The organism is Pseudoalteromonas aliena, assembly GCF_038155085.1.
GTDB lineage: Bacteria > Pseudomonadota > Gammaproteobacteria > Enterobacterales > Alteromonadaceae > Pseudoalteromonas > Pseudoalteromonas aliena_A.
The window spans coordinates 54,037-72,832 of record NZ_JBAKAU010000001.1 but is presented as its reverse complement, the minus strand read 5'-3'; the positions used below and the strand labels follow the sequence as shown (position 1 = coordinate 72,832).

Below are 18,796 nucleotides of genomic sequence, written 5' to 3'. Positions count from 1 at the left end.
CTTTAAAATTAATTGTAACCGCAGTTACAAATAAAAAACGACGAGAAACACATGAATCGCACACCACACATTATATTACCTGCACTTTTATGCAGCGTTACCCCATTTGCTTATGCTAATACGCTACCTGATGAGTCTTCAATCGAGCAAATAACGGTTGAAGCCTCACCTACTGCGAATAAACTGCCTGTGGGTACATTTGATTCGCCTATTTCTAATTTAGAATATGACCCCCGTGTTGACCTTCAATCGCGTAATATGGCTGAGGCGCAAGCCGATGTAACTATACGCGGTGGGATTTTTGAAAACACCGGTTTTAGGGTCGGAAGCACTACTCTACTTGACCCGCAATCTGGTCATTATTTTGCTGAAATCCCCATTGCACCACAAATGCTCAGCGGCCCAGATGTTTTAACCGGTGCCGATAATGCACTGTACGGTATGAACAGCACTGTAGGTACGGTTTCATTTGATTGGAAACCAATTATTACTGGCGGTAGTGTATCGCTTGGTACTGGCACAAACGACTTTAACCTGCAAAGTATTCACGCTGCTAAAAACACACAACTTAATAGCTTAGCTAACTATACCCTGGGCTTTGAAGGTGAGTATTCTCATTCGCAAAGTGATGGCACTATTGATAATGGCGATCATGACTTTTCGCGCGCTTCAGCACGCGTGCAATTAGCAAGCGAGCACAGCCAAACCGATTTATTTTATGGCTCACAAGATAAGTTTTTTGGTTGGCCTAATTTGTACACCCCTTTTGGCGTTAACGAAACTGAAGATTTAGAAACCCGCCTTTGGATGCTTAATCACAAGCAAAGCTATGCTAAAAGCAGCAATTTTGAAGTTTCGGCTTATTATCGTACCCATAACGATCACTATATTTACTCGCGCGAAAATCCTAGTGCATTTGAAGCTTTTCATAAAAGCGAGGTTAAATCACTTGCTCTTTCGGGTCGCCATGCACAAAGCGCTGCGCTGGCTATAAATTACTCAGCACAATTTATTGATGACTCGATTGAATCAACCACACTTGAAAACAACTTTACCTCACGAAAGTATTACAAGCTGAGTATATTGCCTGAATACACTATGGCGCTAAAAGCGAATCAACAGCTTACCTTTCGTTTAGGCGCTGCGTATGATGATACAAATCGTGATGATGCTAAGGTATCAGCTATTGGTGATATAACCTTAAACACTCAAAATAGTGACGGCACAGCGCAAACTCTTTATTTATCATACGCGCAGGCGAGCCAAGTTGCAGGCTATACAGCCATTGGCGGCAGCGATTCTGGCGGGTTATTTAGAAGTAACTACAACCTTGAGCACGAAACGACTTCAAACTTAGAGCTAGGCTTATTACTTGAAGAGCAAAGCTGGCAGTTAAACTCGACTATTTTTTATCGAAAAGATAATAACTTAACCGATTGGACCTTTAATTTTGACTCCACATCTGCGCGCTTTGCAAACCCGGTTGATATTGATACCACAGGGCTTGAATTTTTAGCTACGAAGCACTTTGATACTGCAAAACTTATTGCTAGCTACACCTATTTACATAAATCAGAAAACTACGGCGCAGCCGATATTGATGCCAGTTTTTACGCGTTAAACTTTCCTGATCACCGTTTAACACTTGGCGCTGTGTACAACCCTACTGATATTTTAGAATTTAGAATAGACAACGAATGGCGTACACAACACAAGAACGCGCTTAGAAACGGCAACGATAACGCATTTTTTACTCAGCTCACGTTTAAAATAACCCCGCCTCAGTTAAGCAATTTATTTATTACTTTAGCGGCTGACAACTTATGGGATGAGTCGTTTGAAGAAATACCAGGTACACCAGGACGCGGTGAACAATATACGTTAAGCGCAACGTATAGTTGGTAATTAAAACTTTCGGAATTTATTCATTAGGTACCTGCTTATAGGTGGGTACCTAATAAATTTAATTTAGGAAAATACTGCGAGTACAAAAACAGCGGAAAATAAACTTAAAAGCCATGCATAAATTAACTGTGCAACGGTAAACATAATAGGGTCTTCTTTAATATAAAAATTATTGTTACCTCCAAAAGTCCAGCCATTGTTAATTGAATGAGCTAATAAACCACCAAACATAGTGATTAATAACAAAGAGATAAATATATCTGAACCAGTTAAAGTATTAGGATCAACCTCTGCTCCTATTGGAGCACCAAAAATAAGCCCAAAAAAAAATATTCCTAATAAGCGTTCAAATTCACTTGCTGTTTTTATATTTTGTTCACAAGACTCTAACTGAGATTCGGTTTGTTCATTATAAGCAGCTAAGTAATTTTCTCTTTTTGAATACTCATTCATTAGAGCCTGATAATTTTCAACGTACTTTTCTTTATCTATGCTCTTTATGGCTTCTTCAAGCTCAATTAATGAGTACTGTGAATAATCAACTCTGATCATATATTCCCTTAGTTAATTGAAGTATTAATACTCCAATCTGAGTTTATTAAGTACTTAGCGTTACCTTAAATGTAAATATATGTGTATTAACCTCGTAAGCTAGGTTAATTGCTCAAGCTCGGTTATAAGCGCTAGAGCCTCTGCATTAGTTGACCCACATACATCACGTGTAGCACTAAAATCGCTACATACTTTAGGGCGACTTTCATCTCCAAATAATTTACATAAATTACGCTCATCTAGTTGAATACAGCGCTCTCCGGCTTTTTTACCATTTGGCATTCCGGGAATTGGGGAGCTAATACTCGGTGCAATGCAACACGCACCGCAGCCTAAACGACACGTCATAGGCTCTGTTTTCATAATAACCTCAGTTAATAAAACTATTCAATTTGTTATGTATTTTCACTAAACCATAGCTAATTGTTTATTTATAATACACATGTGTAATGCTTTGTTACATCTTCAAACGCCTTGTAAACACTTTATTGCGTATTATTGCCTTGTCACCAAATATATGAAGGAATGCCTTGTGGCTACTAAAAAACAAATTTTACTACCAATCGCGGTTTTAGCTGCCGGGATTGCACTCGCAATTGGCCTTTCAGCAATGAAAACGCCACCAGAAGAAAAACCAGAGCAAGACACTCGCCCGCTGGTTGCGGCAAAAAGTGTAAACATTGATGCTATAACTCTTGATGTAAAATCGTACGGCGTTGTAAAACCTAAAGACCGTACCGAGCTGGTTGCTCAAGTAAGCGGGCAAGTTATCTCAGTAGCCGGGCAATTTGTAGAAGGCGCGTTTGTTAAGCAAGGCGATATTTTAGCACGTATTGATCCAAATGATTACGAAGCCGACTTTATTGAAGCACAAGCAGGCCTTGCACAAGCAAGTTCAGCACTTGAAATAGAACGTGCACAAGCTCACGTTGCTAAAGCCGAATGGGAACGTATAAAATCAGACTCAAGCGATGCGATTGCTTCGGAGCTTTATTTACGTAAACCACAACTTGCTGAAAAAATGGCAAATTTTAAATCTGCTCAAGCCCGTGTAAAACGCACTAAACGTAACTTAGAACGTACGTACATAAAAGCCCCATATGATGCAATTATAAATGAGCGCACTATTAGCTTAGGCTCTGTTGTGAGTGCAGGCAGTAAATTTGGTGAGCTTAGCGCGACAGCAGTTGCAGAGGTACGTTTACCGGTTGCAGATAAAGAGCTGCAATACTTAAATAATGGCGGTATTGATGCACTGGTTACGCTCAGCGCTGAATTTGCCGGCAAGCAAACTACGTGGCAAGCCAAAGTGGTACGTAGTGAAGGGATTGTTGATCAAACTAGCCGTATGAGCTATCTAGTTGCGCAGTTACCTACCCCGTATGCTGATAACACTAAGCCACTTCGTTTTGGTTCGTACATTAACGCCACGATTGAAGGGCGAGCTCTCGATAACGCGATTATTGTCCCGCACCATTTAGTTAAAAATAACAAAATTGCTATTTTAAACGACAATCAAACCCTTAGCTTTAAAACGCTTAATATTGTACGTGAACAAAACGGCATGGTAATAGCCGACCAAGGGTTAAACAGTGGCGAGCAACTTATTATCTCTGCCCTTGAATACCCAACAGAAGGCATGGCGGTTAAGCTAGAAGGCATTGAGCCTAAAAGCGATGTAACTCAGTTAGCACTTAAAGAGGATACGCCATGAGTACCTCAGAAAAAGGCTTAATTGCTTGGTTTGCACGTAACCCAGTTGCGGCAAACCTAATTATGATTTTTATACTTATTGGCGGGCTTTTAACGGCGCTGACAATTCGTAAACAGGCATTTCCACAACTTGAAAATAATTGGGTAAGTATTCAAGCGGTATACCCAGGCGCAGCCCCGCAAGAGGTTGAAGAAGGCATTACAATAAAAATTGAAGAAAACCTTGAGGGATTAGAGGGCATTAAACGCTTTATAACCTACTCTAACCGAGGTTATGCACAAGCATGGGTTGAAATTGAAGAAAAATACGACCTTCAAGAAGCTTTAGACGAAATAAAAGCCCAAGTAGATTCTATCAACTCGTTTCCTGCGGGTATGGAAAGGCCAATAATTCAACGTGATAAGTTTCAACAAGAAGTGATGTTTATTGCGCTATATGGGGATATGACCTATGCACAACTAAAAGAACTAGGTACCGATATAGAAGATGAATTACTTTCCTTATCGGGTGTTAATCTAGTCAGCTTTTTTAGCGGCTTAAATTATGAAATAGGCATTGAAATTAGCCCCGACAAACTGCGTGAATACGGCCTAACATTTAGAGATGTGTCAAACGCAGTAAGAAACTTCTCAACTAATATGTCGGCAGGGCAAATTCGTTCAGATAATGGTTATATTTCTATGCGTGTTGAAAAACAAGCATATAAAGGTAATGAGTTTGAAAAGTTGCCTTTAATTACCCTTGCTGATGGCGCACAAATATATTTAGGCGATGTAGCCACAATTAATGATGGTTTTGAAGAAGGCTTATTATATTCAAAGTACAATGGTAAAAACTCGTTAATGTTTGATATTGCAGCATCTAAAGATCAAGACATTACCGACGTTGCCAAAATACTTAAAAATTACATGGCCGAAAAAGAATCTAAATTACCACAAGGCGTAAAACTAACACCTATGGTTGATTTAACCTACTACCTGCAAGGTCGTCTCGATATGATGATCGACAACATGGTATGGGGTGGTGTTTTAGTTATGCTGGTATTAGCATTATTTTTACCTCTTAGATTGGCATTTTGGGTAATGATGGGTTTACCGGTGTCTTTTCTGGGTGCCTTTTTGTTCATGCCGATAGGTTTTTTAGATATCACCATTAACATGGTGTCGTTATTCGCCTTTATAATTGTACTCGGAATTGTAGTGGACGATGCCATCGTCGTGGGTGAATCAGCCAGTGCCGAAATAGAAAAAAACGGTCACTCACTCGATAACGTAATCCGTGGTGTTAAACGTGTTGCAATGCCCGCTACATTTGGCGTACTAACTACCATAGCCGCTTTTTTACCACAAGCTATGGCATCAGGCCCAGGCGCAGCATTATCTAAAGCGATTGGTGTCGTTATTATCCTGTGTTTGATTTTCTCGTTAATCGAATCAAAACTTATTTTACCGGCTCATATTGCTGCAATGAACCCACGTAAACCTAATCCTAAAAACCCATTACACAAGGTACGTATGGTTGTTGATAAAGGTCTTAAATCGTTTGTTCAAAACTACTACACGCCTTTTATAGGCCATTGTATACATTATCGTTATACCGTAATTATAGGTTTTTTATGTATATTAATAGTGAGTGCAGGCATGTTTGCAGGCGGTTTAGTAAAATTTGTACCAAACCCTAAAATACAACATGACTTTCCTCGTATTGTTGTCGAAATGAATCTTGAATCGTCTGAGCATGCAACACTTGAAACAGCTAAAAAAATTGAAGCGGTACTACTTAGTGTAGATGAAGAGCTTGAAGCACAATACGGTCAAAAAATGATTCGTGACCTGTCGGTAAGCCTTCGTGGACGTACGACTGCACAGTTAATGGCTGTACTCATTGAACCTGATAAACGCCCTATCGATACCTTTACATTAAGCTCATTATGGCGTGAAAAAATGCCACCACTGCCGGGAGTTAAAACGTTAACTATTGAAGATAACTTATTTGGCGGTGGACGAGATGACGGCGACGTAAGTTTTAGACTTCAAGGCAAGGATACTGACAAACTAAAAGAAGTTGCTGCGTTATTAAAAACTAAATTACAAAGCATGGAAGGTGTAGGCGATGTTAACGACTCACTACAAAGTGCTACCGACGAAGTACAGCTTGATTTAAAACCACTCGCCTACAGCATGGGACTTACACTTGCCGATGTTGCATCGCAAGTAAGCTTTAGTTACTACGGATTAGAAGCACAGCGTATTTTACGCGAAGGCGAAGAAATTAAAGTCATGATCCGCTACCCTGAAAACGAACGTAACTCTATCAGTAACATACACAGTACACGAATCATTACACCAACAGGTGCTGAGGTTCCGTTGAGCGAAGTTGCACAAATCAACATTGTAGATGGTGTAAACAGAATTCGTCGTGAAAATGCAAACAGAACAGTCAATGTATGGGCAGCCATTAATACTGATAAAGTTGAACCTTTTGCCATTGTAAAAGAAATCACTGACGAGTATTTACCAACCCTTTTACAAAATTACCCTGGTGTTACCAGTAATGTAGCAGGACGCGTGCAAGAAGAAATGGACAGCGCTGATGAGCAGTTACGCGACTTTGCCATATCGCTGATGATTATATTTGCGTTATTAGCCATTCCTCTTCGCTCATACTCACAACCATTAATTATTATGTCGGTCATTCCATTTGGTGTGGTCGGTGCAATGTTCGGCCATATGGTATTAGGAATGACCATGAGCGGCCTTTCAATGTTTGGCATAATTGCGGTAGCCGGTATTGTAGTCAACGACTCCCTCGTTATGGTTGATTTTGTAAATAAAGCGCGTGCTGAGGGTGTGCCTATAAAAGAAGCTGTTATGCAAGCAGGTGCAAAGCGCTTTAGAGCTATATTACTGACCTCAGTGACCACCTTTATTGGCGTATTACCTATTATTATGGAAACGAGTTTGCAGGCACAAATTGTAATACCTATGGCTGTATCGCTGGCCTTTGGTGTGCTATTTGCCACGGTAATTACCTTAATACTTATACCTTGCCAATACGTAGCACTAGAAGACGCTAAGCGATTAATACGTAAAATGCGTGGCAAGCCACCACTAGTAGATGCCCAACCAGCGCCTACTAATAGCTAAATTAAGTAATATCCCAACCAAAAAAGCTCGGCCTAATACGCCGAGCTTTTTATTTTCCTGCATATTGCCCTGCATTATTAATAGTTTTTATAAAGTGTTTCAAATAAATTGTATATAATTATTTTATGTTTATCAGCGTATTATGAGCCCTCAATTTACAGCACAGCTAACGCGTAATAGTTTTATTGCTTAGCATTAGCTCACACCGCAATGGTTTTGAGCCGCTTAATAGTTAAGTGCCTTCCACTTAGCTCTAATAACGAGGGCGTGTTGACCTTTGGCGTTTGAATTTGCAGCAGTATGTTTGGTTTTTAGGCAAGGCAGAGCCTATGAAGTGTAGTTACTCCCCATAAATAGGCGATAACGTAGCATAAATGCCAAACATACGCTGCCCTTTGGGTTCTGCCTAGGGGCGATAAACTCTTTGTTGCTCGGTTTTTACTTAGCCCACTAGGTTACAAACCTCGCGCCGCGATTTGATCGCCCCTAGATTGAACAAATTTCAATCCGCAAAGATCAACACGCCCTATACACGTAAATTTTAAAACACCAATACACACTGCTATTCGCTTAAAACGCCATGGCATGTAGTTTATTTATGCACCCGAGGAACTCTATGTTTGATTTGATAAGCAAGCGCAGCGCTAATTTAAAAAATGACGTTTTAGCAGGCTTAACCGCTGTGCTAACACTCATTCCCGAAGCCGTTGCGTTTACCTTTGTTGCCGGTATTGACCCAATGATGGGGCTGTATGGCTCGTTCTTTATTGGTTTTATTACCGCCGTTTTTGGCGGCCGTCCTGCTATGATTTCGGGCGCGGCGGACTCAATGGCCGTAGTAACCACCGCGTTTATTATCATGTTTGGACTAGAGTATTTACTGGCTGCTGTGGTGTTAACCGGTTTGCTACAGGTTATATTTGGCGCGCTTAAAATGGGCAAATTTATAAGGCTGTTACCTCACCCTGTAATGCTTGGCTTTGTAAACGGCTTAGCCATAGTAATTGGTATGGCGCAGTTTGGGCAATTTAAAGAAAACATTCGCGTGGTATACGATAAGCAACACGATATGTTTACCTACGCGGGCGATTGGATGCAACTAACCAGCCCAGCCACGCTTACCATGATGGGGTTAATAGCGTGAACCATGGCTATTGCGTATTTTTTACCACGCTATACCAAAGCAATTCCTGCGCCCCTTGCTGCTATTACCGCATGTACAGCCCTAGTTACATTTACGCCGCTTGAGTCAAAACTTGTTAGTGAAGTTGTGCACACGCAGCGTACTTCAATGATTGAAAAAGAAATCATTACTGAAAACTTTGCTGCGGTAAAAAATCAAATTCCTCATGGACAATACAGTGAAGCTGCGCAAAATATAGCATTAGAGCGCCAAACTGATGCGCAAATTATGGCTAAATGGAACGCTAACGAAGCGCAAAAAATAGCTGAAGGATTAAAAGAGACTGCCGATCCGCTTGATGGTAGTTTAAAAGGTGCATTACCTAGTTTTCACTTTCCGCAAATTAGCTGGGATTTTACCAATAGCGACTCCCTCGATGCGCTAATTACCGTGCTAATGCTTGCGCTTATTTTTTCATCAGTTGGTTTAATTGAAACGCTTATGACCCTTTCGCTTATTGATGAAATAACACAAACCCGCGGCCAAGGTAATCGCGAATCTGTGGCACAAGGCTCGGGCAATATTTTAAGCGGTTTATTTGGTGGCATGTGTGGCTGCGCTATGATTGGCCAAAGCATGGTCTGTTTAAACTCAGGCGGACGAGGACGTGCAGCGGGCATTGCTACCGCTTTATTTATGCTGGTATTTATTTCGTTTTTTCCAAGCTTAATTGAAATGATCCCTGTAGCGTCATTAATTGGCGTTATGTTTATGGTGGTTATTGCAACCTTTGAATGGTCATCTTTACGCTTATTTGGCCGCGTTCCAAAGTCTGAAATATTTATCATTATTGTGGTATCAACCATTACCGTATTACTCGAATTAGCCGTTGCAGTAGGCATAGGTATTATTATTTCAGCCTTAGTTTATGCGTGGAATTCTGCAAAAGAAATTCGTATTCAATGCAGTGATGAGTCTCAAACACAAAAAACTTACCAAGTAGCAGGCAACTTATTTTTTGGCTCTATAACCTCGTTTAAAGAAGGGTTTAACCCACATAACGACCCACAAAAAGTATGTATAGACTTTGCCAAGGCCAGAGTGTGCGACCAATCAGGTATTGAAGCTATACATGGTTTAAGCATACGTTATAAAGCATTAGGTAAAACGTTATATTTACGCCACTTAAGCCCAGAGTCTACCAAGTTATTACAAAAAGCCGGTGATTTAGTTGAAGTTAACATTGTTGAAGACCCTAAATACGCGGTAGCCAACGACGCTATGGAGTAATAAGTCACTTAGGTAACTTACTAAAAAAGCTCGGGATTTCCGAGCTTTTTATCATTAAATCAATTATTTTAAGCTGGTAAGTTTGGCACTTATATGGACTCCCACACATAAAAGGATGTAACTATGCCACTGGTACAAATTATTCTATTTATTGCTTTTGCCGTGTTAACTACAATTGGCTACAAAAAGAATAACCGTAACTTAATGCTATTAGGCGCCATTGCTATATCATTCGCGTTTGTGGGGCTTGATTTTTTAATGGGTGTAGATGAAGGGTTATCAGGCAGGTGAGCTAAAACTCAATAACTAATTTTATACATTAAAAAGGTTCGATAAATAAAGAGATAAACTGCTCGTTTTTTATCCCTAATACGTTATGGTATTTAAATAATAAATATACATAATAAAGTTAAGGAACAGCCATGAATACATCTCCCTCTGAACACATCCCGCAAGAAGCCTTTGATTGGTACGACGAATACGCCCACGGCTTAATGGACAGACGTACATTTATGAAAAAACTTGGCGGGTTAGCTGCACTTGGTTTTTCAATGAGTGTACTAACCAGTGCCCTGCTGCCCAATTATGCGTTTGCAGAGCAAGTATCGTTTAATGATGACGATATTAAAGCCACCTACGAAGAATTTGATTCGCCAAACGGCCATGGTAAAGGCAAAGGTTACTTAGCAGTACCCAGCACAATTGAAGGTAAACTGCCTGTTGTATTAGTTATTCACGAAAACCGAGGGTTAAACCCTTACGTAAAAGATGTAGCAAGGCGCTTAGCCAAAAAAGGCTTTATTGCCTTTGCCCCCGATGCACTCTTCCCGCTTGGTGGCTACCCGGGTAATGACGATGAAGGCCGTGCAATGCAAAAAACTATGAACAGAGCTAAAATTCAAAATGACTTTGTAGCCGCCGCTCACTTTTTAAAGAATCATTCAAATAGTAACGGCAAACTAGGGGCTGTGGGCTTTTGTTTTGGGGGTTATATTGTTAATTATTTAGCGGCGGTTGATAGTGATTTGCTTAGCGCTGGCGTGCCTTTTTATGGCACTCCTGCAAGTGAGTCACTGCACAAAAACATAAAAGCGCCTTTAATGATTCAATTAGGAGAGCTTGATAAACGCGTTAACGCTACATGGCCTGATTATGAAAAAAGCCTAAAAGCAAACAATGTTGAGTACACAATGCATATGTACGAAGGTGCTAACCATGGTTTTCATAACGACTCTACTGGGCGCTATGATGAGCAAAAAGCAGAACTTGCATGGCAGCGTACCTTAGCATTTTTTAATGAAAAGCTAAGTTAATATAAGCTAATAAGGTAATGCCACCAGCTTAAAATGAGTGGCATTATTTAAGTTAACTAACCTAAATTTTGGTTATGTAAGTTCTGGTTAATTAAGCTCTGTAATATGTAATAGCTCACCAGATGGACCCCATAAATAAATCACTTTACCCCACGGCTCTTGTTTTATTCCTTCAAAGCGAATATCAAAGTGAGTTAATTTACTAATAGTGTCAAAGGCTTCGTTAATGTTTAATACGCACACTTGTAGCATTAAATTTTCAGCAAATTCTTGGTTGTAGTAACGTTGTAAAAACAAACTACATTCACCTGATGTTGCAATACTTAAATCAACTGATGCCGGCTCAACATTAAAGCCCAGCGCCTGATAAAAGTCACACGATAGTTGATAGTTTTTACACGGCACAAACACTCTAATGTCGTCTATTTGCATTGATTTCTCCATTGTTATTTTAGGCAGCAGGTTTAACAATTTATTTTTTTGAAAGCGACCTATTATTATCGCTATGCTCTCAGATACACTTTATTTTTTAGCAATTGCTTGCAAGACCGATGCTAAACCTGTGTGGTATGAGCCCTCAAACACTTCTCTCTTTAATTCTTCTAGATGCAAAAAGCTGAGGCCTTTTAAATCATCTTCTAAATTGCTTTTTGATGTTTTAGTATCTGCACTTGGTCCGCCTCCGGTATTATAATTTACCTGCTCGGGCGTGTAGGCCTCAAGTAAAAATACCCCACTTGGCTTTAAACCTTTTACAGCGCGTTTATATACCGCTGAGCGAACTGCGCTTGGTAAAGGGCAATAAATAGACACGACCGCATCCCATTTTTCCTCGCCAAAATCAAACTCTGCTAAATCGGCATGAATAAGCTCAATGTTTACATTGTGCTCTTTGGCAAGCTTTGCCGCTTTTTCAAGCCCTACTTTAGAGCCATCAATTGCAGTAACGTCATAACCCATTTTTGCTAAAAAGACTGCGTTACGGCCTTCGCCTTCTGCTAAGCTTATTACTTTGCCCTTGGGTAATTTTTGATATTGCTGGGCTAAAAATTCATTTGGCTCTTTGCCATAAGCGTATTGCTCAGTGCTATACCTTTCATCCCACATAGGACCTCCTAAAGTTACTTTAATTGCATTTAGCTTTAGCAAAGCCAATTTATGTACTCGATAATTCCACGAATAGTACAAAGTTTAAATAGGTGGTAGCAAGTCTAAACAACTCACAAGCAAAACGATTGAAGTAACGTTGAGCCAAGGCAGAACTTAAACTGAAATGAATGTAATTCCTTTCGTTTAATTTAGCTAGCAGAGGTTTAAACCTTTTTTATAACTGAAGTATAAATTCATTTTTACATAGCAAAAGCCCAACTTTATGGTTGGGCCTTATAATTAAATCAAAATAACCCGTTGAACTAGCTTACTTTTAGTTCGCGTGCTTGAATGTACTGCACTAGGTCTTCAATCGATACCACGGTCATACTGTGTTTATTAGCATAGTCACTTACCTGTGGTAAACGCGCCATGGTGCCATCAGGATTAGTTAGCTCACAAATAACACCAAACGGTTTTAAACCTGCCAGCTGCATTAAATCAACAGATGCCTCGGTATGACCTCGGCGTACAAGTACACCACCGGTTTGCGCTTTTAAACCAAATACATGGCCTGGGCGCGATAAATCGCTCGGTTTTGCGTTGTCGGCGGTAGCCGCTTTAATTGTGGTTACTCTATCGGCTGCTGATACACCGGTTGTTACGCCATATTTAGCTTCAATGGTTACTGTGTAGGCTGTGTTATTTTGGCTGGTGTTGTTAGTTACCATTTGCGGGAGGTCTAACTGTTTAATGCGCTCATCACCCATGCATAAGCACACAATACCGCTGCCTCCGCGGATCATTTCGGCCATTTGTTGGGGAGTTAAATGCTCGGCTGAAAATACAAAGTCGCCTTCGTTTTCGCGGTTTTCGTCATCAACAACAAGCACGCCTTGGCCCTGTTGCAGTGCAGCTATGGCATTTTCTACACGGGTGTGGCTTTCGCCAAATTGAGTAAGTAAAGACTGAATCATCATTATATTCCAAATAAAAAATAAATAGATTCAGGACACTGAAAGGCATGGCAAAGCCATACAAAATAAATTTGCATGTTTTGCCAAAAAACAGCATTAAAAACACACGCCAAAAATCGATATTTATGGCGTAGTGTAATAAGCTATATTCTCTTTCATCCGGACTTTAACCGTCGGCTCTGGCATTTCACCAGATCTGCTTGACCTTTATTTAACTTTTTCAATATTGTAAAAATAAATTAAATAAAGCGCTCGCGGGCTCGTTTTAGTCAAAAAAGTATTGAGTAAAACATACCGCCGGTGGGGAATTTCACCCCGCCCTGAGAATTTACCGTAAACTTATACGTTTACGGCCTGCGCATTATACGCTTGTATCTATAAGTTATTCAAAAACAAAAGTTAAGAAAGCTCAGTATTTAATGAGGCTTTAAGTACTTTACCTTCATTAATATCAGCAATAAGCGAACATGAAGCGCCATTTACCAGATTTAAATTAGGTTGTACATGGCCTATATCGGCATCAAAAATTACCGGAAATAAACACCCGCCTAGAGCCACATCAAGCGCATGGCGGTAATCAAAGGCGTCGTAATTGCTTTGAGTGATTTCGCTTCGCCCTAAAATAAGGCCATTAATATCGTCAAATATACCGGCTAGCTTGAGTGAAAGTAAAAATCGAGCAACCGTCGTCGGCGTAAGCTCTGAGTTTTCGAGATATAAAATTAGCCCTTCTGGCGCGCTGTGTTTTTTAAATTCGTGTAATGCTAAAAAAGGTGAATCGAGCAATAAACCTACAGTATCGAGGCAGCCACCAAATAAGCGACCTGACATTTCAATTGTACGTTTATCGGTAGAGTTTAAGCACTGCCAATAAGTAGGCTCACTAGGGTTTAAAAGTTCATCAGGGTTTTGAGCATAATTGGGTTTCACTTTTTGATGTAAAGATGAAGGACCTTGTTCAAACTTACTCCCCACTTCGTAGGTCAAAGTTTCAAAAATTTGTAAACTATACGGATTTTTTTCATCAGGGTGTAATTGCATTAAATTTGCGCTATGTAGAGTAGCCCATTGGCACTTAGCTGTTAATGCACAGGCAATAGTACTCACATCAGAAAAGCCTACCAGCCATTTAGGCTTTGCCGCTTTTATAGCATTAAAATCCAGTAACGGCAGCACTTCCATTGCAAGCTCACCGCCCATTGGTGGCATAATCGCGGCTATTTCGTCATCCAATAAAAAGCCCATTAACTGCTCTGCATGGGCTTTGGCATTAAGTTGTTCGCGCGGTTTGTTCTGGCGTAAAAACTCACCTTCGATCACTTCGTATCCACGGTGTTTTAGTCCGTCTATCACTATATCTAATCGTCCGTGATACTTTTCTTTTAGACCAGATGAAAGTGAGCAAATAGCAATTTTAGAGCCTACTTTTAAAGGCGCTGGATAAAGTATATTAGCCATTGAGTGTTCCTTTTTAATAATACCAACCTGCATAAATCTTTGATCAATTTAACGAATTAAATTGCACTATAACGTCGTTAAAAGTTTTTTATTTAGAACAACTAGATATAAAAACTTTTGCCTAGTTCTAGCGTAATTTTCTTAACGTTAAATAGACCCCATATATAAGCAGATTGGTATAAAGTGATTATGTACCTATATCATCATGTTTACTCTTTATACAATATGAATACCTTTGTTATACCGACTCCATTAAGTATGTGTTCTAAATTTCACGTCGAAAAAAAATTCAGTTCTAGGCGTAAATTGATGTAAATGGTTGTTCTCTTTACGAGATTTACAACAAAAAATGGGTTGCTTTAGCGAGTAAAATAGATCGGCTATTTATTGGAGTTGATATTAGTATAGTGATTTATTCAAGACATAAAAAAACCGATGCAGTCTCATCGGTTTTTATTTAAACGTTGCAGTGAGCTAAATATTAAAGATACTCAACATCAATGATTTCGTACTCAACGTCGCCTTTTGGCGTTTTAATGGTTACAGCATCATCTGTTTGCTTACCAATTAACCCGCGTGCGATAGGCGAATTAACAGAAATTAAGTTGTTTTTAATATCTGCTTCATCATCACCTACAATACGGTATTTTACTTCAGCATCTGTTTCTACGTTTACAATAGTTACAGTAGTGCCAAAAATAACTTTACCCGTATTAGGCATTTTAGTTACGTCGATAATTTGCACATTCGAAAGTTTCGCTTCAATTTCTTGAATACGGCCTTCACAAAAACCCTGTTGCTCACGCGCAGCATGATATTCAGCGTTTTCTTTTAAGTCACCATGTTCACGTGCAATCGCAATATCATTTACGATTTTAGGACGGGTAACTGTTTTTAATTCGTTAAGCTCTTTGCGCAGTAAATCTGCGCCACGAACTGTCATCGGAATTGATTGCATACTTTTCTCACTTAACACCAAGGCCTTAATGGCCTTGGTACATTTCCTTAGTTCAATCGCTGGTGTAGCTCTTGAACTGACGTCACTTTGCTACGGTCGTCTGCTTGGTTAGCAGTACAGTTAGCAAATGCCGCGTTCAAGGTTGTCGTATAGTTGGTTTTGTTTTGCAATGCACCACGACGCAACACCTTCGAATCTTCGATCGCTTGGCGACCTTCGGTGGTATTTACGATATAGCTATACTCTTTATTCTTGATGTTATCAAGAATATGCGGACGGCCTTCATATACTTTGTTTACACGGCGTACTTCAATACCGGCCTCTTTTAAAGCCTCTGCTGTGCCACCTGTTGCATCAATTTCAAAACCAAGGTCTGTCATGGTTTTTGCAAGCTCTACAACACGAGACTTATCGCTGTTACGTACAGATAGTAACGCGCGACCACCGCGTGGTAAAGTGTTGCTTGCACCTAATTGTGCTTTTGCGAACGCTTCGGCGAAAGTATCGCCAACACCCATCACTTCACCTGTTGAACGCATCTCTGGACCACGGATAGGATCCACACCTTGGAACTTAGCAAATGGTAAAACTACCTCTTTAACGCTGTAATATGGAGGGATGACTTCTTTTGTAATACCTTGGCTTGCTAAAGACTGACCTGCCATACAACGTGCTGCCACTTTTGCAAGTGCAACACCGGTTGCTTTTGATACAAACGGTACTGTACGCGCTGCACGCGGGTTTACTTCGATTAAGTACACTTTGCCATCTTTTACAGCAAACTGTGTATTCATCAAGCCAACAACGCCAAGCTCAAGAGCCATATCGGTTACTTGCTTGCGCATTACATCTTGCACATCTTGAGATAAAGAGTGTGCTGGCAACGAACATGCTGAGTCACCAGAGTGTACACCCGCTTGCTCAATATGCTCCATAATACCGCCAATAATCACTTGCTCGCCGTCACAAATAGCGTCAACGTCAACTTCAATTGCGTTATCTAAGAAACGGTCAAGTAATACTGGTGCCTCGTTTGATGCTGATACGGCTTCGGTCATGTAGCGACGTAAATCTTGCTCGTCGTATACAATTTCCATCGCGCGCCCGCCTAGAACATACGATGGGCGCACAACCAGTGGGAAACCAATCTCAACTGATTTAAGTAATGCTTCTTCAGTTGATGTTACTGTCGCGTTTTCAGGCTGTAGTAAATCAAGACGCTCTACTAACTGTTGGAAACGCTCACGGTCTTCTGCACGGTCAATCGCATCAGGTGAAGTACCAATCACTGGCACGCCATTCGCTTCAAGCTCACGCGCTAGTTTAAGTGGTGTTTGACCACCGTACTGAACGATAACGCCTTTTGGTTTTTCAACACGTACAATTTCTAGTACGTCTTCAAGCGTAATTGGTTCAAAGTATAAACGATCCGATGTGTCGTAGTCGGTAGAAACCGTTTCAGGGTTACAGTTAACCATGATGGTCTCGTAGCCGTCTTCACGAAGCGCAAGCGAGGCATGTACACAACAGTAATCAAATTCAATACCTTGGCCGATACGGTTAGGACCGCCACCAATAACCATGATTTTGTCTTTGTCTGTTGGGTTTGCTTCACACTCTTCATCGTAAGATGAGTACATGTAAGCGGTGTCTGAGCTAAATTCAGCCGCACACGTATCAACGCGTTTGTACACCGGCACAATGTTTAATTGATGACGTTTTTTACGAATTTCAGCTTCAGAAACACCGGCAATTTCAGCTATACGCGGGTCTGCGAAACCTTTGCGTTTAAGTTTACGTAGGAAGTCTGCATTTAGGCCAGCCATACCTACTTCACCAATTTTTGCTTCGTCTTTTAAAATGTCTTCAATTTGCACTAAGAACCAGCGGTTAACTTTAGTCAGCTCGTAAACATCTTCAACACTCATACCGTGGCGCATTGCATCGGCAATGTACCAAATACGCTCAGCACCTGGCTCGCGTAATTCACGAATAATTTTTTCACGTGCTTTTGGATCGTCAAGTGCCACAATTGGATTGAAACCCGTTGCGCCAACTTCTAGGCCACGTAATGCTTTGTGTAATGACTCTTGTTGGTTACGACCAATGGCCATTACTTCGCCTACCGATTTCATTTGCGTGGTTAAACGATCGTTAGCACCGGCAAATTTTTCAAAGTTAAAGCGAGGTATTTTAGTTACAACGTAATCGATTGAAGGCTCAAAAGAGGCAGGCGTTTTACCGCCAGTAATATCATTTTGAAGTTCGTCAAGCGTGTAGCCTACTGCAAGTTTTGCTGCAATTTTTGCAATTGGGAAACCCGTTGCTTTTGATGCAAGTGCAGAAGAGCGTGATACGCGTGGGTTCATCTCAATAATAACCATACGGCCATCTTTTGGATTAATACCAAACTGAACATTAGAGCCACCGGTTTCAACACCTATTTCACGCAGTACTGCCATAGAGGCATTACGCATAATTTGGTATTCTTTATCGGTTAGCGTTTGCGCTGGTGCAACGGTAATTGAGTCGCCTGTGTGAACACCCATCGGGTCAAAGTTTTCAATAGTACAAACAATAATACAGTTGTCATTTTTATCACGGACAACCTCAGTTTCGTACTCTTTCCAACCAATCAGTGATTCATCAATTAATAATTCGTTCGTTGGTGATAAGTCTAAACCACGCTCACAAATTTCTTCAAACTCTTCCATGTTGTAAGCAACACCACCACCGGTACCACCCATAGTGAAAGAAGGACGAATGATACACGGTAAGCCAATACGGCTCATTGTATCTTTAGCTTCTTCCATTGAATGAGCAATTTCAGCACGAGGACATTCTAGACCAATGTTTTTCATTGCTACGTCAAAGCGTTCACGGTTTTCTGCTTTGTCGATTGCATCAGCCGTTGCACCAATTAGCTCAACGCCGTGCTTAGCCAGTACACCGTGCTTGTCTAAATCAAGGGCACAGTTTAATGCAGTTTGACCACCCATAGTTGGCAGTACTGCATCTGGCTTTTCTTTTTCAATAATTTTTTCTACCACTTCCCAGTGAATTGGTTCGATGTACGTTGCATCGGCCATTTCTGGGTCAGTCATGATAGTTGCAGGGTTTGAGTTAACTAATATAACTCTATAGCCTTCTTCTCTGAGTGCTTTACACGCTTGAGCACCAGAGTAATCAAATTCACAAGCTTGACCAATTACAATTGGGCCTGCTCCTAAGATAAGAATGCTTTTTATGTCGGTACGTTTTGGCATTATTA

Annotated in this window: 15 protein-coding genes and 1 riboswitch; of the genes, 7 read left to right on the top strand and 8 right to left on the bottom strand. The window is 40.5% G+C overall.

Annotated features, from left to right (window positions below):
• The first annotated feature begins 51 nt into the window (after window positions 1–51).
• Complete coding sequence (locus V6260_RS00330) at window positions 52–1,905, top strand: TonB-dependent receptor (RefSeq protein WP_341591957.1); 1,854 nt, start codon at window positions 52–54, stop codon at window positions 1,903–1,905.
• Between the two features lie 63 nt (window positions 1,906–1,968).
• Here the strand turns inward: V6260_RS00330 and V6260_RS00325 are convergent, their stop codons facing one another.
• Both V6260_RS00325 and V6260_RS00320 read right to left on the bottom strand, forming a co-directional pair.
• A complete protein-coding gene (locus tag V6260_RS00325) occupies window positions 1,969–2,457 on the bottom strand; it encodes a hypothetical protein (protein ID WP_341591956.1) in 489 nt (162 codons plus the stop codon).
• Window positions 2,458–2,556: 99 nt separating this feature from the next.
• On the bottom strand, window positions 2,557–2,820 hold the full coding sequence (locus V6260_RS00320; protein WP_341591955.1) for a YkgJ family cysteine cluster protein: 264 nt from the start codon (window positions 2,818–2,820) through the stop codon (window positions 2,557–2,559).
• Window positions 2,821–2,989: 169 nt separating this feature from the next.
• Between V6260_RS00320 and V6260_RS00315 the strand changes: the two genes are divergently transcribed.
• From V6260_RS00315 to V6260_RS00290, 6 genes are all read left to right on the top strand, one after another.
• Entirely contained in the window at window positions 2,990–4,171 is a 1,182-nt protein-coding gene (locus V6260_RS00315; RefSeq protein WP_341591954.1) for an efflux RND transporter periplasmic adaptor subunit, read from the top strand.
• On the top strand, window positions 4,168–7,317 hold the full coding sequence (locus tag V6260_RS00310; protein WP_341591953.1) for an efflux RND transporter permease subunit: 3,150 nt from the start codon (window positions 4,168–4,170) through the stop codon (window positions 7,315–7,317). Before V6260_RS00315 ends, V6260_RS00310 begins: the two co-directional genes overlap by 4 nt.
• A 616-nt stretch (window positions 7,318–7,933) precedes the next feature.
• Window positions 7,934–8,461: a SulP family inorganic anion transporter gene (locus V6260_RS00305; RefSeq protein WP_341591952.1), complete on the top strand. Its 528-nt coding sequence runs from the start codon at window positions 7,934–7,936 to the stop codon at window positions 8,459–8,461.
• 3 nt (window positions 8,462–8,464) lie between these two features.
• Entirely contained in the window at window positions 8,465–9,730 is a 1,266-nt protein-coding gene (locus tag V6260_RS00300; protein WP_341591951.1) for a SulP family inorganic anion transporter, read from the top strand.
• A gap of 123 nt (window positions 9,731–9,853) precedes the next feature.
• Window positions 9,854–10,021, top strand: a complete 168-nt coding sequence (locus tag V6260_RS00295) for a hypothetical protein (protein ID WP_158657434.1) — start codon at window positions 9,854–9,856, stop codon at window positions 10,019–10,021.
• A gap of 131 nt (window positions 10,022–10,152) precedes the next feature.
• The gene (locus V6260_RS00290; protein WP_341591950.1) at window positions 10,153–11,043 is read left to right on the top strand and encodes a dienelactone hydrolase family protein; all 891 of its coding nucleotides are present in this window, start codon (window positions 10,153–10,155) and stop codon (window positions 11,041–11,043) included.
• A gap of 87 nt (window positions 11,044–11,130) precedes the next feature.
• Here V6260_RS00290 and V6260_RS00285 read toward each other — a convergent pair whose 3' ends face one another.
• The 6 genes from V6260_RS00285 to carB form a co-directional block, all read right to left on the bottom strand.
• The gene (locus V6260_RS00285; RefSeq protein WP_341591949.1) at window positions 11,131–11,475 is read right to left on the bottom strand and encodes a lactoylglutathione lyase; all 345 of its coding nucleotides are present in this window, start codon (window positions 11,473–11,475) and stop codon (window positions 11,131–11,133) included.
• A 90-nt stretch (window positions 11,476–11,565) separates the two neighbouring features.
• The gene (locus tag V6260_RS00280) at window positions 11,566–12,150 is read right to left on the bottom strand and encodes a class I SAM-dependent methyltransferase (RefSeq protein ID WP_341591948.1); all 585 of its coding nucleotides are present in this window, start codon (window positions 12,148–12,150) and stop codon (window positions 11,566–11,568) included.
• A gap of 305 nt (window positions 12,151–12,455) precedes the next feature.
• Window positions 12,456–13,109, bottom strand: a complete 654-nt coding sequence (ribB, locus tag V6260_RS00275) for a 3,4-dihydroxy-2-butanone-4-phosphate synthase (protein ID WP_341592571.1) — start codon at window positions 13,107–13,109, stop codon at window positions 12,456–12,458.
• A 143-nt stretch (window positions 13,110–13,252) separates the two neighbouring features.
• Window positions 13,253–13,441: riboswitch (FMN riboswitch) on the bottom strand.
• Window positions 13,442–13,508: 67 nt separating this feature from the next.
• Window positions 13,509–14,567 carry a S66 peptidase family protein gene (locus V6260_RS00270; protein ID WP_341591947.1) on the bottom strand — a complete coding sequence of 353 codons (1,059 nt, stop codon included), beginning with the start codon at window positions 14,565–14,567 and terminating at the stop codon, window positions 13,509–13,511.
• Window positions 14,568–15,048: 481 nt separating this feature from the next.
• Window positions 15,049–15,525: a transcription elongation factor GreA gene (greA, locus tag V6260_RS00265; RefSeq protein WP_058549162.1), complete on the bottom strand. Its 477-nt coding sequence runs from the start codon at window positions 15,523–15,525 to the stop codon at window positions 15,049–15,051.
• A 47-nt stretch (window positions 15,526–15,572) separates the two neighbouring features.
• On the bottom strand, window positions 15,573–18,791 hold the full coding sequence (gene carB, locus V6260_RS00260) for a carbamoyl-phosphate synthase large subunit (RefSeq protein WP_341591946.1): 3,219 nt from the start codon (window positions 18,789–18,791) through the stop codon (window positions 15,573–15,575).
• Between the last annotated feature and the right edge of the window lie 5 nt (window positions 18,792–18,796).